This window comes from Billgrantia ethanolica, assembly GCF_021404305.1.
GTDB classification, from domain to species: domain Bacteria; phylum Pseudomonadota; class Gammaproteobacteria; order Pseudomonadales; family Halomonadaceae; genus Halomonas; species Halomonas ethanolica.
Genome location: NZ_JABFTX010000001.1, coordinates 1,861,978 through 1,887,375, shown reverse-complemented (window position 1 = coordinate 1,887,375; position 25,398 = coordinate 1,861,978). Strand labels below are relative to the sequence as shown.

Annotated in this window: 20 protein-coding genes; 13 read left to right on the top strand and 7 right to left on the bottom strand. The window is 63.6% G+C overall.

All coding sequences use genetic code 11. The features are described 5' to 3' along the window. Positions 1 to 135 precede the first annotated feature (135 nt). Genes HOP53_RS08595 through HOP53_RS08585 form a run of 3 tightly spaced genes read left to right on the top strand, consistent with a single transcriptional unit; the run spans position 136 to position 3,276 of the window. Positions 136 to 1,338, top strand: coding sequence for an efflux RND transporter periplasmic adaptor subunit (locus HOP53_RS08595; RefSeq protein ID WP_234269635.1), 1,203 nt, complete (start codon positions 136 to 138; stop codon positions 1,336 to 1,338). Positions 1,339 to 1,343: 5 nt separating this feature from the next. After that, on the top strand, positions 1,344 to 2,549 hold the full coding sequence (locus HOP53_RS08590; RefSeq protein ID WP_234269634.1) for an ABC transporter permease: 1,206 nt from the start codon (positions 1,344 to 1,346) through the stop codon (positions 2,547 to 2,549). Further along, complete coding sequence (locus tag HOP53_RS08585) at positions 2,542 to 3,276, top strand: ABC transporter ATP-binding protein (protein WP_234269633.1); 735 nt, start codon at positions 2,542 to 2,544, stop codon at positions 3,274 to 3,276. Before HOP53_RS08590 ends, HOP53_RS08585 begins: the two co-directional genes overlap by 8 nt. Positions 3,277 to 3,374: 98 nt before the next feature. On the opposite strand, the gene HOP53_RS08580 is transcribed toward HOP53_RS08585, so the two are convergent. Together HOP53_RS08580 and HOP53_RS08575 are read right to left on the bottom strand one after the other, a co-directional pair. Continuing rightward, the gene (locus tag HOP53_RS08580; RefSeq protein WP_234269632.1) at positions 3,375 to 4,385 is read right to left on the bottom strand and encodes a S1C family serine protease; all 1,011 of its coding nucleotides are present in this window, start codon (positions 4,383 to 4,385) and stop codon (positions 3,375 to 3,377) included. 82 nt (positions 4,386 to 4,467) lie between these two features. Then, a complete protein-coding gene (locus HOP53_RS08575) occupies positions 4,468 to 5,049 on the bottom strand; it encodes an NAD(P)H-dependent oxidoreductase (protein WP_234269631.1) in 582 nt (193 codons plus the stop codon). A gap of 327 nt (positions 5,050 to 5,376) precedes the next feature. On the opposite strand from HOP53_RS08575, the gene HOP53_RS08570 reads away from it, so the two are divergent. The 5 genes from HOP53_RS08570 to HOP53_RS08550 all read left to right on the top strand — a co-directional run bounded on the left by HOP53_RS08570 (position 5,377) and on the right by HOP53_RS08550 (position 10,884). Beyond that, on the top strand, positions 5,377 to 7,422 hold the full coding sequence (locus HOP53_RS08570) for a heavy metal translocating P-type ATPase (RefSeq protein ID WP_234269630.1): 2,046 nt from the start codon (positions 5,377 to 5,379) through the stop codon (positions 7,420 to 7,422). A 227-nt stretch (positions 7,423 to 7,649) separates the two neighbouring features. Next, positions 7,650 to 8,915 carry a serine hydrolase domain-containing protein gene (locus tag HOP53_RS08565; protein WP_234269629.1) on the top strand — a complete coding sequence of 422 codons (1,266 nt, stop codon included), beginning with the start codon at positions 7,650 to 7,652 and terminating at the stop codon, positions 8,913 to 8,915. 173 nt (positions 8,916 to 9,088) lie between these two features. Next, on the top strand, positions 9,089 to 9,562 hold the full coding sequence (locus tag HOP53_RS08560) for a hemerythrin domain-containing protein (protein WP_234269628.1): 474 nt from the start codon (positions 9,089 to 9,091) through the stop codon (positions 9,560 to 9,562). A gap of 101 nt (positions 9,563 to 9,663) precedes the next feature. Beyond that, positions 9,664 to 10,077, top strand: a complete 414-nt coding sequence (locus HOP53_RS08555; RefSeq protein WP_234269627.1) for a hypothetical protein — start codon at positions 9,664 to 9,666, stop codon at positions 10,075 to 10,077. An 18-nt stretch (positions 10,078 to 10,095) separates the two neighbouring features. Next, the gene (locus HOP53_RS08550; RefSeq protein ID WP_234269626.1) at positions 10,096 to 10,884 is read left to right on the top strand and encodes a P-type ATPase actuator domain-containing protein; all 789 of its coding nucleotides are present in this window, start codon (positions 10,096 to 10,098) and stop codon (positions 10,882 to 10,884) included. A 141-nt stretch (positions 10,885 to 11,025) separates the two neighbouring features. Here the strand turns inward: HOP53_RS08550 and HOP53_RS08545 are convergent, their stop codons facing one another. Beyond that, entirely contained in the window at positions 11,026 to 13,500 is a 2,475-nt protein-coding gene (locus HOP53_RS08545; RefSeq protein ID WP_234269625.1) for a cation-translocating P-type ATPase, read from the bottom strand. 451 nt (positions 13,501 to 13,951) lie between these two features. Here HOP53_RS08545 and HOP53_RS08540 point away from each other — a divergent pair, with 451 nt between their 5' ends. Beyond that, positions 13,952 to 14,287: a GNAT family N-acetyltransferase gene (locus HOP53_RS08540; RefSeq protein ID WP_234269624.1), complete on the top strand. Its 336-nt coding sequence runs from the start codon at positions 13,952 to 13,954 to the stop codon at positions 14,285 to 14,287. An 81-nt stretch (positions 14,288 to 14,368) separates the two neighbouring features. Here HOP53_RS08540 and HOP53_RS08535 read toward each other — a convergent pair whose 3' ends face one another. After that, positions 14,369 to 15,424 carry a GGDEF domain-containing protein gene (locus HOP53_RS08535; protein WP_338073295.1) on the bottom strand — a complete coding sequence of 352 codons (1,056 nt, stop codon included), beginning with the start codon at positions 15,422 to 15,424 and terminating at the stop codon, positions 14,369 to 14,371. A 301-nt stretch (positions 15,425 to 15,725) separates the two neighbouring features. On the opposite strand from HOP53_RS08535, the gene HOP53_RS08530 reads away from it, so the two are divergent. The 4 genes from HOP53_RS08530 to HOP53_RS08515 all read left to right on the top strand — a co-directional run bounded on the left by HOP53_RS08530 (position 15,726) and on the right by HOP53_RS08515 (position 20,731). Then, on the top strand, positions 15,726 to 16,496 hold the full coding sequence (locus tag HOP53_RS08530; protein WP_234269622.1) for a nuclease-related domain-containing protein: 771 nt from the start codon (positions 15,726 to 15,728) through the stop codon (positions 16,494 to 16,496). 904 nt (positions 16,497 to 17,400) lie between these two features. Further along, positions 17,401 to 17,997 carry a PIN domain-containing protein gene (locus HOP53_RS08525; protein WP_234269621.1) on the top strand — a complete coding sequence of 199 codons (597 nt, stop codon included), beginning with the start codon at positions 17,401 to 17,403 and terminating at the stop codon, positions 17,995 to 17,997. Between the two features lie 140 nt (positions 17,998 to 18,137). Continuing rightward, positions 18,138 to 18,623 carry a VOC family protein gene (locus tag HOP53_RS08520; RefSeq protein ID WP_234269620.1) on the top strand — a complete coding sequence of 162 codons (486 nt, stop codon included), beginning with the start codon at positions 18,138 to 18,140 and terminating at the stop codon, positions 18,621 to 18,623. 200 nt (positions 18,624 to 18,823) lie between these two features. After that, positions 18,824 to 20,731, top strand: coding sequence for a hypothetical protein (locus HOP53_RS08515; protein ID WP_234269619.1), 1,908 nt, complete (start codon positions 18,824 to 18,826; stop codon positions 20,729 to 20,731). Between the two features lie 28 nt (positions 20,732 to 20,759). Here the strand turns inward: HOP53_RS08515 and nirD are convergent, their stop codons facing one another. The 3 genes from nirD to HOP53_RS08500 form a co-directional block, all read right to left on the bottom strand. Beyond that, positions 20,760 to 21,134, bottom strand: a complete 375-nt coding sequence (gene nirD, locus HOP53_RS08510; protein WP_234269618.1) for a nitrite reductase small subunit NirD — start codon at positions 21,132 to 21,134, stop codon at positions 20,760 to 20,762. A 148-nt stretch (positions 21,135 to 21,282) separates the two neighbouring features. Continuing rightward, a complete protein-coding gene (gene nirB / locus HOP53_RS08505) occupies positions 21,283 to 23,820 on the bottom strand; it encodes a nitrite reductase large subunit NirB (RefSeq protein ID WP_234269617.1) in 2,538 nt (845 codons plus the stop codon). After that, positions 23,817 to 25,142 (bottom strand): NAD(P)/FAD-dependent oxidoreductase, encoded by a 1,326-nt coding sequence (locus HOP53_RS08500; RefSeq protein ID WP_234269616.1) that lies wholly within the window; start codon positions 25,140 to 25,142, stop codon positions 23,817 to 23,819. Before HOP53_RS08500 ends, nirB begins: the two co-directional genes overlap by 4 nt. Positions 25,143 to 25,398 lie beyond the last annotated feature (256 nt).

Here is a 25,398-nt window from a genome sequence, read left to right as displayed (position 1 = left end):
CAGGCTGCGTGGGCTATGATCAGGTGAATCTCATTGAGTGCTTGGGCGGTGGCATGAGATGAACAAGAAGCAGCGGCGGAACGGGGCTTTCTTCCTAACTTCGTGCCATGGATAGCGGCAGAACGTGAGATGCCCATGAGCCGATGGATCGTTCTCCTCGTTGTGCTGGTCGCCATGCTGGCCGCCGGGCTCGTCTACTGGCGGATGCCTGTCGCTGCCACGGCGTATGAAGTGAAAGAGGGCGCGTTGACACAGCAAGTAGTGGCTAGCGGCCGGGTGGTGGCCTCGTCGCGGGCGCAGATCGGCAGCGAGATCGTGGGGCGGGTGACCGAGCGCCTGGTACGCGAAGGGCAGCAAGTCGAGCCCGGCGACGTCCTGGTGGTGCTCGATTCATCGGAACTTGTCGAGCGCGTGCACGAGACCCGTGCGGCACTCCGCCAGTTGGAGAGCGCACGCCGACCCCAGGCCGAAGCCGGACTTGCCGACGCCAGGGCGCATTTCGAGCAGGCACGGCGCGAATATGAGCGTGCGCGCCGCCTGGTGGAGAGCAACATGGTCTCGCGCCAGGCGGTAGAGCAGGCCGAAGAGCGCGAAGCCGCGTCCCGGGCCGCCCTGGAGCGTTCGCGCCTCGACGTGGAGGCGCTGGCACCGGGCGGTGCGGAAGAAGCGCTGCTGCGAGCACGGCTGGCCGCCGCCGAGGCCGCCCTGGAGCGTGCCGTCATCCACTCTCCGGTCACCGGCACGGTACTGACCCGTAACGTGGAGCCGGGGGATGTGGTGCAGCCCGGCAGGGTACTGCTGGAGATCGCTCGCACCGGTCAGCGCGAACTGCGGGTGCCGTTCGACGAGCGACACCTCGGCCAGCTTGCCGTGGGGCAGCGTGCTCGCTGCGTCACCGACGCCTATCCCGACCAGCCGTTCGACGCCACGATCAGCCTGATCGCACCGATCGTCGACGCCGCCCGCGGCACCGTGGACGTCAGACTGGTCATGGAGGAGGAACCCTGGTTTCTGCGCGAGGACATGACCGTCTCGGTCAATGTCGAAACTGCGCGCCGTGAGCGGGCGCTGGTGGTGCCCAACGATGCCATATTCGGGGTCGAGGGCGCCTCTGCCCGAGTGTACGGGGTCGAGGCGGGCCGTGTTTCACCTCGTAGCGTGAGCTTGGGGCTGAGGGGGCTGCTTCATTCCGAGATCACCGCAGGGCTGACGGCGGGAGAGATCGTGCTGACCGATCCTGGCCTCAGCCCGGGGCAGCGTATCCGGCCTCACTTAACCGACCACCCGGAGCAGGGGGCGCCCGCCTCGTCCCGGGAACCTTTTTCCTTCATTCGGTGACGACCATGTGGATCGAAGGGTTCATTGCCTGGAGCCTGCTGCGTGATGGACGCGCCCAGACCGCCCTGATGCTGGTCGGTATCATGGTGGGGGCGGCCGTGGTGGTCTTCATCAGTACCCTTATCGGCGGGCTGCAGGCCAATATCATCGAGCGGACCCTGGGTACGCAGGCTCACATTCGCCTGCTGCCGCCCGAGGAGTTCAATCGCGTACTGCCGCTACAGGACCCGGCGTCGATCGCCCTGGTGCTGGAGGATCGCAGACCGCAGCGCCTGCGTTCCATCGACAACTGGCAAGCGCTAGTGCCCGTGCTCGACCGCTGGCCGGGCGTGACTGCGGTATCGCCGACGATCAGTGGTCCGGCCCTGGCGGTGCGCGGCAGCGCCAATCGCTCGGTCTCGATCATCGGGGCCGACGCGGAGCGGCTGCGGGGCATACTGCCCATTGCCGATCACATGGTCGAAGGCGTATTCCGGCTGCGTCCCGGAGAGATCCTGATCGGCCGGGAGCTGGCCGATGACCTGGGCCTTCAGAGCGGTGACCGGATGCGCCTCGACACCGCCGGGGAGCGCACCGTGATCATGACCGTGGCGGGTGTCTTCGAGCTGGGTGTACGCGAGATCGACAATCGACTCATGTACCTCGACCTGGACGAGGCTCGCAGCCTGCTCGACCTGCCCGGAGGAGTGTCGGCACTCGAACTCACCGTAGCGGAGGTGTTCGCTGCCGACCGGCTGGCGCTTCGCCTCGGGGCGCTGACCGGACAGCGCGCGGAGAGCTGGATGGAGACGAATGCGCAGCTGCTCAATGCACTGCGCTCCCAGACCCTCTCCACGACCATGATTCGCAGCTTCGTCAGCCTGTCGGTGGCATTCGGCATCGCCAGCGTGCTGGCAGTGAGCGTGGTGCAGCGAACCCGTGAGATCGGCATCCTGCGGGCAATGGGCCTCGGCCGGGGACGAATCCTGCGCGTATTTCTGATCCAGGGCGCACTGCTGGGGCTGGCTGGCGGGGGATTGGGGGCGCTGTTTGGCTCGCTGCTGGTGCTGGCCTTCGACGTGTTCGGCCCCCGCCTGTTCGTGATCGGCTTCGACCCGTGGCTCATTCCGGCGGCCATGGCACTGGCGAGTATGGCGGGCCTCGCTGCCGCCGCCTGGCCCGCCAGCCGCGCGGCCCGACTCGACCCTGCAGTGGCCATTCGTCATGTCTAGGAGCCATGAGATTGAGAGCCACGAGGTTCAGGGCAACGAAGTGCTGCGGCTGGCCGGCGTGTGCAAGGCCTACGACGTAGGCACCCCGGTGGAGAACGAAGTGCTGCATGCGATCGACCTGCGCCTCGATCGTGGCACCTTTGCCAGCCTCACCGGGCCCTCCGGTTCGGGCAAGAGTACGCTGCTCAACCTCATCGGCCTGCTCGATACACCGACATCGGGAGAGCTGTTCGTGCTCGAGCGGCCGACCAGTGCCATGGACGACCAGGAACGTACCGACTTGCGTGGCGGCACGATCGGCCTGGTCTTCCAGTTCCATCACCTGATCCAGGCCTTCAGCGTGTTGGACAACGTGCTGATGCCGCTTATGATCCGGCAAGGTCGGCCGACTGCCGCGATGATCGACAGGGCCAGGGAATTGCTGGCCGCGGTTGGGCTCGCCGCCTTCTCAGCCCGGCGCCCCAACGAACTCTCGGGAGGCCAGCAGCAGCGCGTGGCGATCGCCCGGGCCCTGGTCAGCGAGCCGGTGCTGCTGCTGGCGGACGAACCCACCGGCAATCTCGATACCGCCAGTGCCGATGAGGTGTTCGAGCTGTTTCGTCGCTTCAATACCGAGCACGATTGCGCGGTGCTGATCGTCAGTCACGATCCGCGAATTTCGGCGCGCTGCGACCGAGTCATCGAACTGGTGGATGGGCGTATCGTTCGCGACGAAGCAAAGCAATGAACAGCCGGCGGATCCCACCGTGGCTCCCGGGTGAGACGGTTGTTTTAAGCACTTAGGTTGCATTATGCGAGAGCTTCAACTGCCCTACATGAGTCGTATCAGTTCGCTTCCACCGGCACGAGTATCGCGTTGCGTAACTCGAGTCTGCGGATGAACATCAGCCTGACAGCTATTCCTGGCTTGTGCTCTGCCAACGACCGCTGGAGATCGTCGACGCCGGCCAGGACTTTCTCGTCGATGGCGACGATGAGATCCCCCTCCTTGAGCCCTGCCTTGCTGGCCGGACCTTGCGCATCCACCGTCATGACTTCGGCCGCTGTCTCCTGCTCCAGGCTGAGTAACCGTGCCAGCCGCCGGTCCAACTTCCGGTCGCGGGCGTGGATACCCAGGTAACTGCGCTTTACCCGACCGTGACTAATCAGGTGTGATATCACCCATTTGGTGGTATTCGCCGGAATGGCGAAGCCGATGCCCTGGGCAGCGGCAATGATGGCCGTGTTGATGCCGATCACGCGGCCTCGCGAGTCCAGCAGCGGACCACCAGAGTTTCCGGGATTGAGGGGGGCGGTGTGCTGTATGACGTTCTCGATCAACCGTCCATTCTGGCTGCGAAAGGCGCGCCCGAGGGCGCTGATGACACCGGTGGAAACGGTCGACTCGAAACCCAGCGGATTGCCCATGGCAATCACCAATTGGCCTACGCGTAGTTGGCTGGAGTCTCCCAGCGTGGCATAGGGCAGGGCAGTAGCCTCGGCCCGCAGGACGGCCAAATCGGTGTCGGGGTCTCGACCCACCAGCGCAGCGGCGGCCCTTCGTCTGCTGGTGAAAACCGTTCTTAGCTGCTTGGTCTTGCCCACCACATGGCTGTTGGTCAGCAGGTACCCATCGGGGGTGATGATGACGCCCGAGCCGGCGCCTTGGTGCTCGGCTGCGCCGTGGATCGGGTTGCCGCCGGTAAAGAGGCTGACGACAGCGGGGCTCACCGCGTCCACGACGGCGATGACAGCTCGCGAGTAGGCGTCGAGCATCTCGACCTCGGGAGTCGTCTGCGGGCTCACTTCATGACAAGCGTGGCCCTTTTCCTCGCCAAGCTCCTCGTCGGATGACATCGTCAACACCGCCTCACTTCACGTCATCATCTGGTTCGTTCATTACCGGGCTAAGCCGTGGGAAGCGGCTCAGCGGCGCTTGTTAGTTGCCTCTTCGACCGTGTCTACGCATGTCTTCGATCCAGTGAGTGCGCTTTTTTTCATCGGTATATGCGAGGCCATAAAGACTCTCGCGGATCGGCTTGATACCGGCAAAGCTCAGCATGCTGCGTTCGAAGCCGCGTACCCCGAACGCGCCGAAGTACCAGCGATAGAACAGTACGGGCATACCCATCGTCACGACGATGCGGGCCGAACGGCCGGCGAGCAGGCGCTTTGGAAAACCGCCTTCCTTGTATTCCATGGCAAAGCCCGGCCGGAAGATGTGTTCGAGAAAGCCTTTGAGCATGGCCGGCATGGTTCCATGCCAAAGTGGAAAGAAGAATACCCAGTGCTGAGCATTCCTCATGTCGTCGCGAGCTTGCTCCAGAGCCGGCGGCAACGCTCCCGTTTCGAACTCCGATTGCGTGCGCAGCATAGGGAATTCGAGTTGCGCTACTTCAATGCGGTGCACTTCATGTCCTTTTGAAGCCGCACCATCGGCATAGGCATCTGCCATCGCGTGCAGGAGGTGGTGGCCTGCCGGATCCGGGTGCCCCTGGATAATCGCAATGCGCCTGGTCATCGCTGTACTCCAAAAGAGGTCGTGTGAATGAAGTTTTGCAAACGACCGTTCTGGTGGGGTCATACGGACCGCGTCGTTGGGTTGGCTTTTTCAATTCGCAGTCATATCTATTGATGTAGCGCTTCTCTCCATCCTCGTCGAGTGCGTTGAAGCCAGGAGCGTTGGGCCTCCGAAGGGAACAGTCGTCAAGCGCCGAGAAATGACCTGATTCGTGATAATCGTCAAGGTACGGCGACTACCCCATTGCTATACAGATAGCATGTCGAGCGATGGCACAGCGGGCCGATGTCCGTTCGATCTCGGCAAACCGCACAGAGGTGCTGAGACATGGCGTTACCGGCCGAAAGTTCAGTCACGCACATGCACCATCAGCCGGGCGACAAGCCCACCCGTCATGGTGTCCATGACAGGCACGCTGGCCACACGCCGGAGATGTTCCGCCAGAGGTTCTGGCTGTGTCTGGTGTTGACGCTACCGGTCGTCGTCTGGGCAGAGCACGTGCAGATGCTCCTCGGCTACGAGGCACCGGCCATCGTCGGTTCAGCGTGGATCGGCCCGGTGCTGGGCTCGGTGATCTTCTTCTATGGGGGATGGGCTTTCCTGAAGGGGGCTGCGTACGAGCTGCGGGACAGGCTACCCGGCATGATGACCCTGATCTCGCTGGCGATCACCGTTGCCTTCCTCTTCTCGTGGGCGGTGCAGGCCGGCCTCCTCGACGCGTTTCCGCTCTGGTGGGAGCTGGCCACGCTGGTCACGATCATGCTCCTTGGTCACTGGATCGAGATGAAGTCGGTCACCCAGGCGCAGGGCGCGTTGCAGGAGCTGGCAGAGCTGCTGCCCGATGAAGCCACGCGCGTGGTCGAGGGTAACGAGGAGCGGGTCGCTGTCGCCGAGCTGAAGAAAGGCGAGCTGGTGCTCGTCCGTCCTGGCGAGAGCGTGCCGGTCGACGGCGTCGTGCGGAAGGGGACGAGCGACCTCGACGAGGCGATGATCACCGGCGAATCGCGGCCGGTGCGGAAGGAAGAAGGTGATGAGGTGATCGCCGGCACGATCAACGGCGAGGGGGCCCTGCGTGTCGAGGTCACCGGCACCGGCGAGGACACGGCACTTTCGGGCATCATGCGACTGGTCGCCGAGGCACAGGCGTCGAAGTCGCGCTCCCAGCACCTGGCCGACCGCGCGGCACAGATGCTGACCGGCGTCGCCATCCTCGCCGCCGTCATCACCCTGGCTGCCTGGCAGTTCGTCGGCGCGCCCATCGATTTCACCGTCGTGCGGGTGGTGACCGTGCTGGTAATCGCCTGCCCGCACGCCCTCGGCCTGGCGGTACCGCTGGTGGTGGCGATCTCGACGACCCTCGGCGCCCGCGCGGGGCTGCTCGTGCGTGACCGCCGTGGCCTCGAGGAGGCGCGTTTGCTCGATACCGTGGTCTTCGACAAGACCGGCACGCTGACCCTCGGCCAGCACCGCGTGGTGGACCTCGAGGTGGCCGACGGGATCACCGAGGCGGAGGCGCTGCGCATCGCCGCGGGTGTCGAGGCCGAGTCCGAGCACCCCATTGCCCGCGGTATCACGGCGTCGGCCCGTGAGCGGGGCATCGCCTTCCCACCCGCCGACGGCTTCCATGCGATCCCGGGGCAGGGCGCCTCGGCGACGATCGACGGCATCGACTATCGAGTCGGCGGGCCCACGCTGCTCAAGACGGAGCGGGCCTGGGCTGCGGAAAGGCTTCGCCAGCAGGCCGACGCGGCGGCCAACCGCGGCCAGGCCGCTATCTATCTTCTGCGTGACGGCGAGGCCCTGGCGGTCTTCGTCGTGGCCGATGCCATTCGCAGGGAAAGCCGCGAGGCCGTTCGCGCACTTCACGAGCGGGGCATCGAGGTGGCGATGTTGACAGGCGACGCCCGGGCCGTGGCCGACGCCGTCGCCGCGGAACTCGGCATCGAAACCGTCTTCGCGGAGGTCCTGCCGGATGACAAGGCGGCGAAGATCCAGCAGTTGCAACGCCAGGGCAAGCGCGTAGCCATGGTCGGGGACGGTGTCAATGACGCCCCGGCCCTTGCGATCGCCGACATCGGCATTGCCATCGGCGCCGGGACCGATGTGGCCGTCGAGGCCGGGCACATTGTCCTCGTGCGCTCCGATCCGCGGGACATCCCTCGGATCGTCACCCTATCGCGCGCCACTTACCGCAAGATGCTCCAGAACCTCTGGTGGGCCGCCGGCTACAACATTGTCGCGATACCGCTGGCCGCAGGGGTGCTGGCCGCCTGGGGGATACTGCTCGCCCCGGCGCTCGGGGCGGTGCTCATGTCGGTGAGCACCGTGATCGTCGCGATCAACGCTCAGTTGCTGAAACGGGCGCGGCTATGAAGCGGCTTGCCGACCGCTCGGTGTTCGTCGCTGGGCCTTCAATCCATCAACCCGATGGGGGCATAGGGTGACCGCGTACAAGGCGATGCCGCCGCAGACCCGGAGCTGTGGCGCGTGCACGGGCTGGAGTCGCTCGGACCGCCCTTGGCGCTGCAGTGAGTACCACTGTGGGCAGACACTGGGAGTCTGCGTGGCAGTTGCCCAATGAATCGCCGAGGATCACCGCCATGCACGATCATCCTCTTCATCCTCAGAGTCATGCACAGGGAGCCATGCGGCCACCCGCGACGGACAATGGTGGATTCTCCCCGGCGCGGCTCGAACGGATGCACGCCGCCTTGCGTCGCCATGTCGAAAGTGGCTTGCTGCCCGGACTCGTTGCGCTGGTTCACTACCGTGGCCGGGAGCACGTGGACGTGGTCGGCCATCAGGCATTTGACAGCAACGTTCCGATTCGACGCGATACGATTTTCCGGCTCGCATCCATGACGAAGCCGATCACGGCCGTCGGCGCCATGATCCTCGTAGAGGAATGCCGCATCAGGCTCGACGATCCGGTGGATGAATGGCTGCCGGAACTGAAAGACCGCAGAGTCCTGCGGACGATCGAGAGCCCGCTCGACGACACGGTACCGGCGAACCGTCCGATCACGCTGCGCGACCTGCTCACGTTCCGGTCCGGCTACGGCGAACTGGGCTTCCTCTCACCGACCTGTCCACTCCAGAAGACGATGTCAGAGGCAGGCCTGACCCTGGCCGAGTGGCCGTTCACCGTCACGCCAGACGATTTCATGAAGCGCCTGGGCAACTTTCCGCTCGCGCACCAGCCCGGCGAGCGATGGCTTTACCATACGGCTTCCGAAATCCTGGGGGTACTGATCGCCCGCGTCTCCGGCACGTCGCTGGCGACGTTTCTCCGCGAGCGCATCTTCGAGCCGCTTGGAATGACGGACACCGGCTTCCACGTGCCGGAGGCGAAGTTGGACCGACTGCCGATCTGCTACGGGCGAGATTTCCTCTCCGGCGAGGTTGTCGTTCTGCATGAGGCCCACGGTGGGCTCTTCGGACGGCCTCCCGCCTTCGAATCCGGCGGTGGCGGGCTCGTCTCGACCGTCGACGACCTCCTCGCGTTCGGGCGGATGATGCTGGACGACGGTGCATATGGCAGCGAGCGCGTGCTGTCACGGCCGACAGTCGAGCTGATGACCATGGACCACATCACGCCCGAGCAGAAGGCCGCTTCGCCGTTCTTCGCGGGGTTCTGGAATGATCATGGCTGGGGCCTCGGCATGGCGGTGTTCACCGCGCGCCGTGACCTTGCGGGCGTTCCCGGGCGATTCGGTTGGGACGGCGCCTTCGGCACGTCCTGGTGGGTCGATCCAAAGGAACGGATGGTGGGCGTGTTCATGACCCAGCGTCGGCCAGATGTGCTGGCCATTCCCGCGTTCATTCTCGACTTCTGGACCTCGGCTTACCAATTGATCGACGGGTGACGTCGTCGGCGTCGCAGAGGAAGCCGGCAGGCGATAACTCCGGGACGCAAAGCCGCCGAACCAGGCGCTGCTCCTGACTCGGCCCGCCGCAGCGCTTCTGGGCATTCGTGGCTCACTCGCTCGGCTCGGGCAGGTGAGCGGGGGCAGCCCAACCAAGGGCAATGGAGGCACACATGAACATAGGTACGATCCCAATACCTGAATCCGTGCAAGCCGAGCACGAGGAAATTCATGCAACGCTGGTGGAAGCGACCCAGGCTTCCGGGGAAGTCGGCATGGCGGCCAAGGAACTCGCCAGGGTGTTGCATCCACACTTCGTGCGAGAAGAACAAATTGCGTTACCGCCGCTAGGGCTTCTTGCCTCCCTGGCGGCGGGTGATCAACTGCCGGAGGCGGTCCTGGCGGCAGCGCTATCCATGACAGATTCGCTTCGCGCCGAGTTGCCACGGATGCTCGAAGAGCACACGGCAATCCGTGCTGCCGTGGAAAGGCTTCGCCTTGCGGCGCGGGCCGAGCATGCAACCAAATATGAGAGACTTGCCGAACAGTTGGCATTGCATGCGCAGACCGAGGAACAGGTGCTCTACCCGGCGGCGATTCTCGTGGGGGATATCATTCGGCCGCGGTTGCACAACAAGGTGGCCTAGCCTTGGCTCCGCACCGTCAGTCCATTCCCCGAGCGGTGGGGGTGCCGAATGACCTGGCATGACGGAACCGCCGCCGCCCTGAAGTCAGGTCGACAGGCGCCATGACCAGGCGACTGTCCTCGAACGGTAGCGCCGGTCCGCGGCGACGCGTTATCGCTTTCCTGAAGCGGCACCTGCGTTCCTGGTATGTCGGGCTGGTACTATTGCTGGGCCTGGTGCTCGTCGTTACCCATCTCGGCGAACTGGAAAGCTTCGCTCGCTTGGCACGCAATGCCGAGCCAGGCTGGCTGTTCGTGGCCCTTGGCTTTCAATTGCTGACCTACGTCAGCGCCGCAGCTGTCTGGCATCAAATCCTTCGCCACGCCCAGGTGGGTCTCAGCCTGCGCGCTCTAGTGCTCACGCTACTCGGGGTTCCTCTCGAGGCTGCCCTTACGGCCACGCTGCTGCTGCGCGGCATGACCCTCTGGCTACCCATGCTGCCAGGTCTATGGTTCGCGCGGCGGGCGCTGCGCTGACAAAAGGGGAGAGCGGCGATGTCACTCAGTGTGAAAGAAGACGCCTACTGGAGCCGCGATGCCAGGCAACTGCTGGCGGAGCCCGGCAGCAGCGAGCAGGGCCTCTCCACCGAGCTGGCCGGCGAGCGATTGTCAGCAGCGAGGCAACGCAGCCTGCGTAGTGAGCCCGACCGTCAGGCATTACGCCTGTTTGCTCACCAATTCCGCAGCCCCCTGGTACTGATCCTGCTGTTCGGTGCGCTGGTTTCGCTGGTGGTGCATGACTGGACGGACGCCGCCATCATTCTCGCCATTCTGCTGGGCAGTGCGTTGCTCGGCTTCTCACAGGAATACCGCGCTTCGGCCGCGCTCGCGGCATTGCAGCGCCGGCTGGCGCTGACCGTGCCGGTACTTCGCGATGGGCAGCTCGTCACCCTGCCCGCGGATGGGGTGGTGCCCGGCGATGTGATCCACCTCTCCGCAGGCAATCTGATTCCTGCCGACGGTGTCATTCTCGAGGCCCGCGACTTCCTGGTCACGGAAGCCAGCCTGACCGGTGAATCCTTCCCGGTTGAGAAGCGGCCGGGTATCGTCAGCCCCCAGGCGCCGCTGGGTCAGCGGACCAACTGCGCCTATCTAGGCAGCTCGGTGCGTAGCGGCACGGCCCGCATGCTGGTAGTCAGGACGGGGCGCGACACGGCCTTCGGTGCCATTGCCGAGCGACTCGCCGCGCGCGCCCCGGAGACGGAGTTCGCCCGCGGCGTGCCAGGGGATCCTGGACGGGCGTCGTACCTTCGCTGGCGCTCTGCATCCCCTACCTGGGGCTGATCAGCGCGCTGTTCGGCTTCGTGCCCCTGCAAGGGAGCCTGCTGGCGTTCATGCTCATGCTGCTCGGTGCTTACCTGGTATGCACCGAGCTGGCCAAGCGGCGTTTCTTTCGTTGAAGCACGCATTGCAGTGCCTGCGGCTTCAAGCGCGTGGCTCCCGCCGCCATAAGCCCAGGCGTACCAGCAGGGCGGCGAGCAGGCCGCCACCCAGCACCAGTAGCCAATCTTCCAGGTGCAGCGGCTGCAGATGCAGCAATGTGCCCAGCCCGGGCGTGTGAACGAGCAGGGCCGACAGGGCGGGGGAAACAACCACCATGAGCCATGCCGCGATGTTGCGCAGGCGGCTCAACGCTGCCGTGATACCGGCCCCGGCGAAGATCAGCGAGAGCAGCGCCACGGTCCTGGCATGGTCGACGGCGTAGTCGGCGCCGAGGCCATTCAGATACGTGCTCGTGACCACCAGGGTCACTATTGCGCCCATTGCCAGGATGACCCACCACGCGCGTCGGTCGAAGAAGCGCGGCTGAGTTCCTTTCGTGGGGGGTGGCTCCATGGCATGAGCCGACGGCAGGTTCTGAAACACCAGCAGCGCGGTGGGGTGAATGATCAGTTCCAGCCATACGATGTGGATCGGCAGGTAGAGCAGGGGATAGCCCAGCATCGGGATCAAAGCGGCGGTGATCACCAGCGGAATGTGCACCATCAGCAGGTACTGGAAGCTCAGCTGCAGATTGGTGAACAGGCGGCGCCCCTCGGCGATGGCCCCGACGATGCTGCCGAAGTCGTCGTCAAGCAGCACGATGGCCGACACCTCCCGGGCGCTTCGGGTACCGCGCTCCCCCATGGCGATGCCGATGTCGGCGGCCTGCAGGGCGGGTACGTCATTGACCCCATCGCCGGTCACCGCAACGACGTCGCCACCGGCCTGTAGGGCGCGCACCAGGGCCAGCTTCTGTGCCGGCAGGGTTCGCGCGACGATGTCGATCTCGCTGGCGATGGGCTCGCCGCGCGCTATTTGTGCCGCGAGTTCGTCTCCCGTGATCAGCTGCGGTTGCTCACCGCCAAGCCCTAGCTCACGCGCGATGGCAATAGCCGTACCGGGATGATCTCCGGTGACCATGATGACGCGGATGCCTGCCTCCCGGCAGGCCGCAATGGCCTCCGGAACCCCCTGGCGCACCGGGTCCTCGAAGGCCAGCAGCCCGGCGAAGCTCAGCCCCCGGTCAGGTTCGCCCCCTGTCCAGCTCTCTCTGGCGAGGGTGCGGTAGGCGCAGCCGATCACCTTGTGGCCGTCATTGCTGTAGACTTCCACCGCTGCCAGCCAGTCGCGCCGTTCGGCCTCCGGCAGCTCGCAGAGACCCAGCACCACTTCCGGCGCACCCTTGACCGCGACCAGCAGGCCATCCTCCTGCTCGCTCACCATGGTCGCCTTGCGCCGATCCTCGGTGAATGGAAAACGAGCCAGTATGTGCTGCTCCACCGGCGGCGGGCAGTTCGATAATACCGCCTCGTCCAGCGGGTCGCCGCTGTCGGCCTGGGAAGCGGTCGCCGCCAGCGTTCGTAAGCGTTGTTCGCTGATATTCGACATCGGGAGCAGGTGCGTCAGCCTCAGCCGTCCTTCGGTGAGAGTGCCAGTCTTGTCCGAGCAGACACAGCTCACGCGGCCGATGTTCTCCACCACCAGGCTGCGCCGCACCAGGGCGCGTCGCCGGGCGAGGCGGTAGACGCCCACGCCGAGAAAGAAGGTGAGCACCACGGGAAACTCTTCGGGCAGAGCGGCGATGGCCAGGGTCAGCGCGCTGAGCAGCGCGTCCACGAGGCCGTGGCCCTGGTGATAGCGCAGCCACGCCAGTGCCAGGCAGAAGACGATTGCCGCAACGATCAGCACCTTGACCAGGTGTGCCACCGAGCGTTGCAACGGGGTCTGGGCGTGGGTGCCCGCTACCGCCGAGCGTACCACTTCGCCATAGAGGGTTTCGGCGCCGGTCAGGGCGACGCGCAGCCAGGCGTGCCCCGTCAGCTGACGGGTGCCGGCAAGACCCCAGTAAACATCCTCGACCGCAGTCTCACGGATGTTGGAAAACAGCTCCCGCTCCACCACCTGCTTGTGTACCGGCCAGGCCTCGCCCGTGAGCGTGGACTCATCCACCTGCAGCTCTTCACCCGCGACGATCAGGCCATCGGCCGGAAAGAACTCACCGGAGCGCACCAGCACGAGATCGCCTGGCACCAGCCCCTCGGCCGCCACGGTCTGCTGCGAACCATCGCGCAGCACCCTGGCGGTGGTCGCGAGCCGACCGCTGAGCCCCTCCACCGACGCCTGGGTACGCCGGTGCAGGTAGGCGTCCATGCCGAACAGCGGCACCAGGGCCAGCAGCATGACCAGCGCCTCGGTGTAGCTGCCGATGAGCGTGAACAGCGCGCCGGTGGCCAGCAGGAACCACAGCATCGGGTCATGCAGCGTATCCGCCAGAGTGGTGCGCCAGCCGCTGCGCACGCCTGGGATGATGGTATTGGGGCCGTAGCGAGCGCTCCGCGCCTGAGCCTCGACCATACTCAGCCCTTGTCGTGGATCGACAAGCCCGTCCAGCCGCTGCATGGATACGCTGCGCCGCACTTCCTTTCTCCTTTCAGGAAGTCTTTCTCAAGCTATATCCGATCCTCACGCTGCCATCCATGTCTCCTTTGTGCGAACACTCAGTCAACCACCAGGGCAGATGATAGTCTTGCTCCAAAACGCAACGGCTTAGCAAGGAGAGAGGGTGGACATGATCACCGGCATCCACCTCCGGCCTGCCGGTGCGCTACCTATACTGAAGCGCTCGATCACTGCAAGGGGAGGCAGTTCGCTCTGGGTTAGTAAGCGCTGACTGGAGAGGCAACAGCCGCCCGGTGTAAAGGGGCGCCAGCCACGGCAGACCGGTGACTGGTTCCGGTGCACCTTATCATGCTGTGGTGGAGGTAGATGAGAATGGTTGAGTACGAGAATTGCAGAAATCTCAGTGTAGGGTTGTATGATGAAATTAGCAGGCAATATCCTTCGGTACGATAAGGATCACGAATCAGAGTTGATCGCACTTCTGGAATCCGAGCCAGACTGGAACGCGTTTGTTAACGGGGAAGCGTTAGGGGCATTCAAGGCTGCACTGTTGAACAGCGAAACCTATATCTATAAAAGTCATGGCGAGGTATGTGGGTATCTCCGTGCCTTGGTTGATGAGTTCGGTATTTACGTAAGCGAGCTTTACGTTGCGCCGCGTTACAGATGCAAGGGCTTCGGAAGAGAGCTTCTCGGGAAGTTAAAAAAAGCGCATCCGAACCAAAGCGTTTATGTACTTTCGGATGAGGATGGATATTACGAAAAGCTCGGTTGCAGGCGCATTGGCTCGGTTTTTGAACTGTAACTGGCCACCGCGTCCTCAGGGAACATCGTATCGGCCCCGCTGCACGGCTTCATGTAGTGTCATCACCGCTGCGCTTCCCGGCTACTCGCTGAGCGCCGCCTCTCGCTCAACACCGGATTCCGCAATTGGGCCGCGAACGCAGTTCCTTCCACTCGCCTTCGCCTGGTACAGCCGTTTGTCGGCGACTCGGCTGAGCGTATCCAGGTCAAGCCCATCGGGGCCATATTCGGCGACGCCTATGCTGACGGTGAGCTTGAGGATCTTGCCCTGGTATTCGATATCGAGTTGTTCCAGGCTCTGCCGCAGCACCTCGGCAACGGCCACAGCTCGCTTACCATCGGTGTTGTTCAGTAGTACCAGGAATTCCTCGCCGCCAAAGCGTGAGATCAGGTCGATCTCCCTCAGGCGCTGCTGCAGCATACGAGCGAAGGCGACCAGCACTGCGTCGCCGGCCTCGTGCCCGTGCTCGTCGTTGATCCGCTTGAAGCGATCAAGGTCCAGCATCAGCAACGCGAGTGGGGTCCCATTGCGCCGCGCTTGTGCCTGCTCCCAGAGGAAGACGTCGATGAGGCGCGCGCGATTGGCCAGCCCGGTCAGCGGGTCTACCGTGGCCAGACGCGTCAACTTCAGCTCGGACCGTTCACGAGTACGTTCGTAGAAGTGTGGCATGCCAAGGGTGGTCAGCGCGGCGATGATGGCGTTGGACATCACCTCCACCCGAACGAGTTCGGGGCTGCCGCCAAAGCGGTACAAGAAGAGGGCGGCGCCAACCCCCATATAGCCCACCGAGAGCAGCAGGCCCAGCCTGGAACCGAGCAGAAGGTGCGTGACGAGCGGGATGACCAGCAGCCAGATGAAGGCGAACGGCGAGATCTCCGGCCGGCTCAGCAGCAGAATCGTTACCGACAGCAGTATCAGCAAAAAGCGCAGGCACCATGTCTGGACCCGCCGTGTGCGACGAACCACGACCAGCAGGCCAGCGGCGAGAGCAGCAAGGGCAACCTGGATACCGCCGACGAGCATCATGCCGTCGGGAAAATTGAGCGCCGCAAAGACGAGCGCACTGGCGATGGTGACCAGCAGCATGGCCTGCAGCACCGCCCGGCGATGTTCTTGACCTTCTTGATATGGGTGCATGCACGGAACCCTGCTGAGGTTTTGAACGCAAAATCGGCAGTCAGCACATCCATGCAAGCCAGCGTGCCAAGGCGTGAAGGCCACGCGCCAATTTGCCATATTGCGTGGCGTTTCGCCGTAGTTCCTTTGGTCAGCCTGGCGTAAGCCGTTTCTTACATCGTATAGGCTTTCGCCTACCCCGAAGCGACTCAGGTCAATATCCAGTCTCGTTACGTAGAATTACACGATAGAAAGCGCTAGCGTAGCCTAAGCAGACTGAAGCAAGCGTCACTAGCCGAATCGCTGAAGCGAGAGGAAGCCTTTGGACTATTCGATCCTCTTTGAAGCCGCAAGGCCGCTATGGTGGGTGCTGCCCCTCATCGTGCTCCTGGGCGTGCTCAAGTCCCGCTGGTTCAAGGGCATGTTCGGCGAAGCTTTCGTCAAGCTGATCGCCAAGGTGCGGCTGCCCGCGGAAGAGTACCGAGGAGTTCACGACGTCACGCTGCCCACGCCCGACGGCACCACCCAGATCGACCACGTGCTGGTCTCCCGCTACGGCATCTTCGTCATCGAGACCAAGCACATGGCGGGCTGGATCTTCGGCAGTGAACGCCAGGCCCAATGGACCCAGAAGCTCTACCGCAAGAGCTTCAAGTTCCAGAACCCGCTGCGCCAGAACTACAAGCACGTGAAGGCGCTGGAAGCCCTGCTCGACGTGCCGCCAGACACCCTTCACTCGCTGGTGGTCTTCTCCGGGAGCGCCGTATTCAAGACCCGCATGCCCGACAACGTCACCATCGGCGGCGGCTACGTGCGCTACATCAAATCGTTCCGCGAGCCCGTGCTGACGCAAGCCCAGGTAGAGCAAGTGCTGGAAAAGATCACCACCGGCCGCCTGGCAGCCACGCGACAAACGCACCGTCAGCACGTGAAACGGCTCCAGGCCCGCTTCGAATCCAGCTCCGACCGTACCTGCCCCAAGTGCGGCAGCTCCATGGTGCTGCGCACATCGAAGCGAGGGGCAAACGCCGGCAACCAATTCTGGGGCTGCTCGGACTATCCCAAGTGCCGGGAGGTGCAGGATGTGGCGTAGGGCGGGATATCAGGCTCAAGATGCCACGGCACCTGCCGATGCTTTATTTGGCAAGGTTAATTTACAACAGTGCTTCGAATCGGATAGCAACATCGTCCGATAAAGGCGGGTAGGCGGCCTGTAATCGCTAAGAGGGGAGGCCGATAAGCGGCATTCCTTGGCGGTAGCGTGCCTGAATGCTTCGATTTTCTCATATCAGAGGGCTGCGCACGTCATGAATGCGAATGAAGTAGCAAATCCCGTAGAAGTTGGTTTTTTCGGTGCGTGGGTTATAGAGCTTCGCTCGAATGGTTGCCTTCACCTGGTCCATTGGAAAGCATACAGTATTATTGGTTCCGCAAATGTACAAGCGCGTGAGAGTTAGGCGGGGGAGGGCAGGTGGGGAACTTCACAGAGGATGAGTTAAAAGCTCGGGCATTTAAAAGGCTCGCAGGATTCCTCTTCGAGCAATGGGAGGAGTTCCGTGGAGGCGACACCCGGCTATTCGATTGGCTCATAGATGATCGCTTTACCTACGTGGGACACTCGACGAAGGGCAGCGACTACCGAGAACACTTAGTTCCGCGCTCCGTAATTCGAGACATTTGTGTGGATCTTTTCGACGCGGGCGCATCGATCGAACATGTCGCTGAGGTCATTGCTGCTAATCTTAAGATCGCTCGAATAACTAGGGCGGAGGCACGCCTTATTGATGTTGAACTCGGCCTCCGCACCCGTATGCCCGATGGATGGGATTATCGTAGCGGCGATGTCTACGCAAGGCTTCGGGCAAGTGGAGTCGAACTAGTCTCGGGGTCAGAGGCTGCTGGCGCATGAGGCTCGGCTTCAAGTGAAACGAAATCAAGAGCCTAATCATTGCATGAGGCCGGAGCTGGAGTTATGACCAAAAACAAGGAGAGTCTGCTTGACAACAAACTATGTCCTGATTGATTTTGAGAATGTGCAGCCGAGTAACCTGGAGCTTCTCAAGCAGCATTCTTTCAAAGTGGTGGTTTTCGTTGGTGCTAATCAAGAGAAAATACCATTTGATCTGGCTGCGGCTATGCAGGAGCTTGGGGATGCGGCGCAGTACATAAAGATCACCGGCTCCGGGAAAAACGCTCTCGATTTTCATATTGCCTATTACATTGGTGAGCTGGCGGCTAAGGACTCAAGTGCGTACTTTCACATTATCTCCCGCGATACTGTTTTTGACACGCTAATCAAGCATCTCAAATCGCGTGGCATCAAAATCCAACGTGAACGAGACTTGGCAGAAATTCCAGTAGTAAGAATGTCCACGGCGACCTCTACTGACGAAATGATCTCCGCCATCGTGAAAAACTTGGCTGGTCGGGGGCAAGCGCGGCCTCGGAAGATCAAGACGCTCGCCAATACTATCAATTCACTATTTACTGAGAAGCTGTCGGAGCAGAAGCTAAGTTTAATTGTGAAAGACTTGGAGCAGCGCAAGTATATAAGGGTGAATAATGGCAATGTCTCCTATCAGTTGCCACAGTAGCCTTCACAAATCCAGCCAAGGGGCGCTCTGCCGACACGCTCCTGCCGCAAAACCCTGCTACCACCCCCCTGTCGATTCCGACCAGCTCCGTTCGACATTAGGTTGCACCCAAAGCAATCACCCACAGAAGGGAGCTGATCATGAAGCACATGGCAAAGAACACGATCTGCCTTTGGTACGATGGCGGCGCTGAGGAAGCCGCAAGGTTTTATGCCGAGACCTTCCCCGACTCATCGCTCGATGCGGTGCACCGGGCGCCTGGGGATTTTCCCTCGGGCAAGGAGGGAAGCGTGTTGACGGTCGAGTTCACCGTGCTGGGCGTTGCGTGCCTCGGGCTGAACGGCGGGCCTGCCTTCAAGCATAGCGAGGCGTTCTCGTTTCAGGTGGCGACCGAAGACCAGGAGGAGACGGATCGCTACTGGAACTCCATCGTCGGGAATGGCGGCGAGGAGAGCCAGTGCGGGTGGTGCAAGGATAGGTGGGGCATCTCCTGGCAGATTACCCCGGTTGCGCTGACGAAGGCGTTCACCAGCCCGGACCGCGCTGCCGCCAAGCGCGCATTCGACGCCATGATGACGATGCGGAAAATCGACATCGCCAAGATCGAGGCCGCCTTTCGCGGTTGAGATGATCACGGGCTTACCAAAGCCGCCGACGCTTCCCCAGCGTCGGCGGCTTTTTCGTTTCCAAGGCGAAAACCGCAATGGTCGTCTTGCAGGTAGTTCTCTGGCGGGTGAGATATGCTCCTAAGTGAGGAAGCGAGTTGGCCATCTGCTCAGCCCGCGAGTAGTGATCCAGTGATTGCACCTTGCCGAGGACAATGGTCATGGCCGTAAAACCGATCCCGGTTGATCAGCGCGTCATCGACATCGACTCGCGTCGATTCGCCTCTGTCGGCAAGGCGCTGGTCGAGCTGATCACCAACAGCGACGACAGCTACACGCGGCTGGAAGAAGCCAGCCAGCCTGCTTCAGGCCGGATCCGCGTGCTTTACGAGCCGCACCGGGCGGGCGCGATCCTGATCGTCGCGGACCAGGCCGAGGGCATGTCCCTCGAACATGCCTGCTATAGCCTCACCTACGGCGGGGCCCATAGCCCGTTGGCGCGTGGCGAGGGCGGTGGGCGAGGTTACTTCGGCCGAGGCCTCAAGCAGGGGATTTATGGGCTCGGTCACGGCTGGCTGGAAACGATCCGCGATGGTCGCTTCACCCGAATCGAACTGTTCCGAGGCGAGAACGGCGGCTATCTCTACGACGATGGCGGCGGCGACCGCCCCGCAACGCTGCGTGACTATGAGCGGCTCGATGTCACTGGCAATGGTACGAGGGTCGCGATCGTCATCGAGAACCCGCTGGTACACATTCCGCGTTACCGATCCGTCGTGCGGGCCGTGGCGAGTAATGTCTATCTGCGCGACGTGGTGGCACGGCGTCACATCGAGGTTGCCCATGTGCGCTACGGCCAGGTCATGGAGATCGAAGGTCCGGTGCGTTTCGCAGAACCGCCTGCACGGGTATTGCTCGGCCCCGATCTGGAAAAGCGCTTCGAGTTCGAGCGGAAATCCTATCCGCTCACCCTGACGTTAAAGCGTGCGGTAAACGCGGAGCTTGCGCAGCGCGGGGACGAGCGAGCCAACGGGCTGGTGGTGATCTCGGGTACGGCAGTGCTCGACTGCCAGCTTTTCGACTATGAGAACCAGACCGGCACTGAGTACCTCTTCGGCACCGTCCGCTGTCCAGGGCTCATTGAGCGGCTCGGCCAGGGCGGTGCGATCATCAGCGACGAACGCGAGGGGCTGAATCCCAAGGATCCGTTCGTCGCCGCGTTTTCTCGAGCCGTCAGCCGGCTGATTGCGCCGTGCGTGCAGGCTGAGAAGGACCAGCTCAGGCAACTGGAGCACGCGACAACTTCTGGTCGCACGGCACTCATGATTGAGCAGATCCTCCAGCGCATGAACCGGGCGGCTATCGAGGATCTTGGCATCGTGGTATCGACGGCCGCTGTGGGCGAGGAACAGGAGTTCGTCGAGGATGTGGAGCATCCCGCGGCACTGCGCTTCTCAACACCATTCTATTACCGGCAAGCGGGGCATCCGTTCCACGTCAGGCTGCTGGTTGACGCGAGGCAACTCGACTCTGATGTGGTCCTGAGTTTCGAGAGTCAGCTGCCGGAAACCATGCGCATCGATCCGGCAGTGCAGAATGGGACGCTGCGCGATCTCGCCACGGACGGCCGCGTCGAGTGGACCGTCACTGGTAACGTGCCCGGTGATCGCGGTGAGATCATGGTTCGGGCAGGCAGTCACCTGGCTTGGTGCGAGCTGGTCGTGGCCGAGCATGGGGTAGGGCATTCGTACCATCCGCACCATTCTCCGCGACGCAGGGGCAAACGTCGGGCTTCCCACGACCACGGTGAAGCCATGTTCACCGGCTACGAGCTGCGCAGACTCGAGAGCGAACCGGCTCGCGCCATCTACAGTCCCTCAGAGCGGCGGATTCTCATCAATACAGCCGCCCCGACGGTCCAGCTTTACGTCGACGGGCGAGGTTATTTCCGCGACTCGGCACGCTTGCTGCTTGCGGAGCTGCTCATGGATGTCATTTCCGATGAGTTGGCCCGGCGTTCGCTCGCGAAATCCAGGCATGTGAACGACATGGAGGCGCACCGTGCGATGAAGCTCGACATTATCCGGCGCTATGGCAGCGACATTCACCTGGCCTTCCAGGGCGGATGATGCAATCGCCTGGAAGGACAGGAGCCTCTCACGCCTCGATCCACACCTCATCGCCCTTGAAGCTCACCTTCCAGGTGCGCAGGGTGACGCTCTCGTCTTCCAGGCACTGGCCGTCTTCCAGGCGGAAGTGCTGCTTGTAGATCGGTGAGGCGACGACGGGCTGGCCCTTGAGGTCGCCGACGATGCCGCGGGCGATCACGTTGGCGTTGGAGAAGGGGTCATGGTGGTCGACGGCGTAGAGTTCCTGCGCGTACCCAGGCAAATAGAAGATGGCCACCTGGGCCGGGCCTTCCGGGGTTTCCACCCAGGCGGCGACGCCGGAATAGGGCACCAGGTCGGCGCGGGTGCAGAGGGTTTGCCAGGTCTGGGTCATGGTCTTGGCTGCTGCGTTGGCGATTGTCATAAGAAATTCCTAGCAATGGTGTCGGGGAATCGGCGAGCGAGATGAAGCGCTAGGCGCGCGGCGGACCGAAGGCGAGACATAACGGGGGGGTTAGGCGAGCCTTCGGGGTGCCGCGCAACAACGCGCTTCGCTCGCGCAGCGATTTCCATCACGCTGGACGAAGCTGGCCGCGCTCGGTGGTATAGATGATGTCCGGGTCCGGGCGCGCGTCGTTGACGAAGCTGCGGAAGCGCTTGAGCTTCTCCGGGTCGCTGATGGCGTTGGCCCATTCGCACTCGTAGGTGTCGACGACGGCCTGCATCTGCCGCTCCAGCTCTTCACCGATGCCGAGGCTGTCCTCGAGAATCACCTGCTTGAGGTAGTCCAGGCCGCCTTCCAGGTTCTCGCGCCACACCGAGGTGCGCTGCAGGCGGTCGGCGGTGCGGATGTAGAACATCAGGAAGCGATCGATGTAGCGGAACAGCTCCCCGTCGCTGAGGTCGGTGGCGAACAGCTCGGCGTGGCGGGGGCGCATGCCGCCGTTGCCGCACACGTACAGGTTCCAGCCGTTCTCGGTGGCGATCACGCCGACGTCCTTGCTCTGGGCCTCGGCGCACTCGCGGGTGCAACCGGAAACGGCGAACTTGAGCTTGTGCGGCGCGCGTAGGCCCTTGTAGCGGTCCTCCAGCCGGATTGCCATGCCCACGCTGTCCTGCACGCCGTAGCGGCACCAGGTGCTGCCCACGCAGGATTTCACGGTACGGGTCGATTTGCCGTAGGCGTGACCGGTCTCGAAGCCGGCTTCGATCAGCTCGCCCCAGATCGCCGGCAGGTCCTCCAGGCGGGCGCCGAACAGGTCGATGCGCTGGCCGCCGGTGATCTTGGTGTAGAGCTCGTACTTCTGCGCCACCTGGCCCAGCACCACCAGTTTGTCGGGGGTGATCTCCCCGCCGGCGATGCGCGGCACCACCGAGTAGGTGCCGTTCTTCTGCATGTTGGCCATGAAGGTGTCGTTGGTGTCCTGCAGCGGAATGTGGGCCGCGTCGGTGATCGGCTCGTTGAAGCAGGAGGCCAGTATCGAGGCCACCGCCGGCTTGCAGATGTCACAGCCAAGCCCCGGGGCTGATGAAGAGCCGAGACCATGACCCACCTTGGAACCGTGCTTCTCCATCAGCTCGCTGAAGGTCTTGATGCCTTCCACCCGGACGATGTCGTAGAGCTCCTGGCGGGTGTAGTGGAAGTGTTCGCAGATCGACTTGTCGACCTCTACGCCGCGGCTTTCGAGTTCGTGATCCACCAGGGTCTTGAGCAGGGCGGCACAGCCGCCGCAGCCGGTGCTGGCCTTGGTGGCGCCCTTCACCGCGCCCAGGTCGACCGCGCCGCCGTCGATGGAGGCGCACACGTCCGCCTTGGTGACGTTGTGGCACGAGCAGATCATGGCGGTGTCCGGCAGGGCGTCCGGCCCCAGCGCGGGGGCGGCACTGCTGCCGGCCGGCAGGATCAGCGAGGCCGGGTCCTCGGGCAGCTCGATGCGGTTGGCGTAGTACTGCAGCAGGGTATCGTAGTAGCTGTTGTCGCCCACCAGCATGGCGCCGACCAGGCGCTTGCCGTCGCTGGAGACCACCAGCTTGCGGTACTGCTGCTTGAGCGGGTCGAGAAAACGGAACTGGCGTGCTCCGGGTGTACGGTCGCCGTGGGCGTCGCCGATGGAGCCCACGTCGACGCCCATCAGCTTGAGCTTGGTGCTCATGTCGGCGCCCTTGAAGGGTTCGTTGCCTTCTAGCAGCGTAGCGGCAGCGGCCTTGGCCATCTGGTAGCCGGGGGCAACCAGGCCGAAGATGCTGTTGTTCCACAGTGCCACTTCGCCGACGGCGAGGATGGCCGGGTCGCTGGTCAGGCAGTTGTCGTCGATCACTACGCCGCCGCGCTCGCCGATCTCCAGGCCGCAGTCGCGGGCCAGCTCGTCGCGGGGACGAATGCCGGCGGAGAAGACGATCAGGTCGGTTTCCAGCACTTTTTCGTCCTGGAACACCATGCGGTGGCGGCTGCGTTCGCCGTCGACGATCTCCTGGGTGGCGCGGCCGGTGAGTACCTGCACGCCCAGCGATTCGATCTTCTCGCGCAGCAGCCCGCCGCCTTCGGTGTCCACCTGCATCGGCATCAGCCGCGGTGCGAATTCTACCACGGCGGTGTCGAGGTTGAGCCCGCGCAGGGCGTTGGCGGCTTCCAGGCCGAGCAGGCCGCCGCCCACCACCACGCCGGTGGCGGCGCTTTCGGCGGCTTCGCGGATGGCGTCGAGGTCTTCCAGGGTGCGGTAGACCAGGCAGCCCTCACGGTCGTTGCCGGGGATCGGCGGCACGAAGGGGTAGGAACCGGTGGCCAGTACCAGGCGGTCGTAGCGGTAGCGCCCTTGGGGCGTGACCACCTCGCCCTTGTTGCGGTCGATCTCGGTGACCGCTTCGGCAAGGCGCAGCTCGATGCCGTGCTCGGCGTAGTACTCGGCGGTGGAGAGCGCGAGCGAGCTGGCGTCGCGCCCGCTGAAGTACTCGGAGAGGTGCACACGGTCGTAGGCCAGGTGACGCTCCTCGCCGAACACGGTGACGGCGTAGCGCTCGAGGGCGCCCTGTTCGACCAGCTGTTCGACCAGGTGGTGGCCGACCATGCCGTTGCCGATGACGATCAGTTGCGGTTTGACGGGCGTGTTCATGCGGCCTCCTTCGCGGGGCGTTGCGGTGATTCGTTCGATGCGTCGTCGAGCAGGGCCTGGGCGTCGGCGGCGCCGAGCAGCAGGGCGGCGCGGCAGTCGCTGAGGTCGCGCCCGGCCAGGGCCTGCTCGAAGTACCAGGGGCCGGAGGCGGTGTCGCCGTAGAGCACGGCACCTTCCAGGCGGCCGTCACGCAGCAGCAGGCGGCGGTAATCGCCCTGCTGGGGGTCGCGATAGCTGAGCACTTCGTGTTCGGGCTCGGGCTCGGTGGGGCCGAAGGCGTAGAGCGAGATGCCGCTTACCTTGAGCTTGGTGGCGGTCGGTTTCTCGACGTAGCCCTGGGCACTCTCTGCACGCTCGGCACTAGCGCGCTCGGCGTTAGCGCGGCAGAGTTTATCGGCTAGCACTTCGACCTGGCGCCAGATCGGCTCGACCAGGCCGTAGAGATTGCCGCGGTGCTCGCAGCACTCGCCCAGGGCGTGAATGGCCGGGTCGTTGGTGGTGAGCCATTCGTCGACCACGATGCCGCGGTTGACCTCGAGCTCGGCCACCCGGCCAAGCTCGGCCTGAGGCACGATGCCGATGGCCACCACTACGCAGTCCGCGGCCAGACGGGTGCCGTCGGCGAGCAGGGCGGCGCATACCTGGCCTTCGGCATTGGCTTCCAGGCGCTCGAGCTGGGCGTCGGTGTGAATGTCGAGCCCGCGACCGCGCAGCTCGCTTTCCAGCAGCCGGGCGGCGGTGAGGTCGAGCTGGCGGTTCATCAGGCGGTCTTCACGCTGCAGCAGGCTCACCTGCATGCCGCGTTTGCGTAAGCCTTCTGCCGCTTCCAGGCCGAGCAGGCCGCCGCCGATCACCACGGCGTTGCGACCGGCTTCCGCGGCACGTGCCAGGGCGTCGGCGTCGTGCAGGTCGCGGAACACATGCACACCGGGTAGCTCCAGCCCCGGCACCGGCGGGCGGGCCGGGGTGGAGCCGGTAGCCAGCACCAGGCGGTCGTAGCTGAGTTCGCGGCCGGCGTCGGTGGTCAGCCGCCGTGAGGTGCGGTCGATGCTCTCCACCCGCTCGCCAAGAATGAGCTCGATACCCTGCTCGGCGTACCACTCAGCGCTGCGCAGGGTCAGGGCGTCGCGCTCCATTTCGCCGGCCAGCAGCGGTGAGAGCAGGATGCGGTTGTAGGCCGGTGCGGTTTCGGCACCGATCACGGTGATCGCGGGCCGCTCGGGCCGGGCGAGCAGCGCTTCGACCAGGCGGTGGCCGGCCATGCCGTTGCCGACGATGACCAGCCGGTCGGTTGTCGATGTCTCGGGATGTCGCTGTGGCATGCGAACACCTCCTTTCGCTGCGCTTGTCGTGGTGGTGGCCCAGTGGCTGGGCACAAACGCAACGACGCCTCGGCGCGGCCCCTGGACGATGCGATGATCGAACCGGGTGCGCAGAGACGTCGTTGTCGCTTGCTGTGTGTGGCGACCTTCTTTGATCGCCGTTTGCCCATCAGTTTCAAGAAGCCGGCCAGGATGTGCCTGGCGGATGATTTTCTCTTCTATTTCATTGGGCTGGGGTAGCTGAGCAGGGCCGATA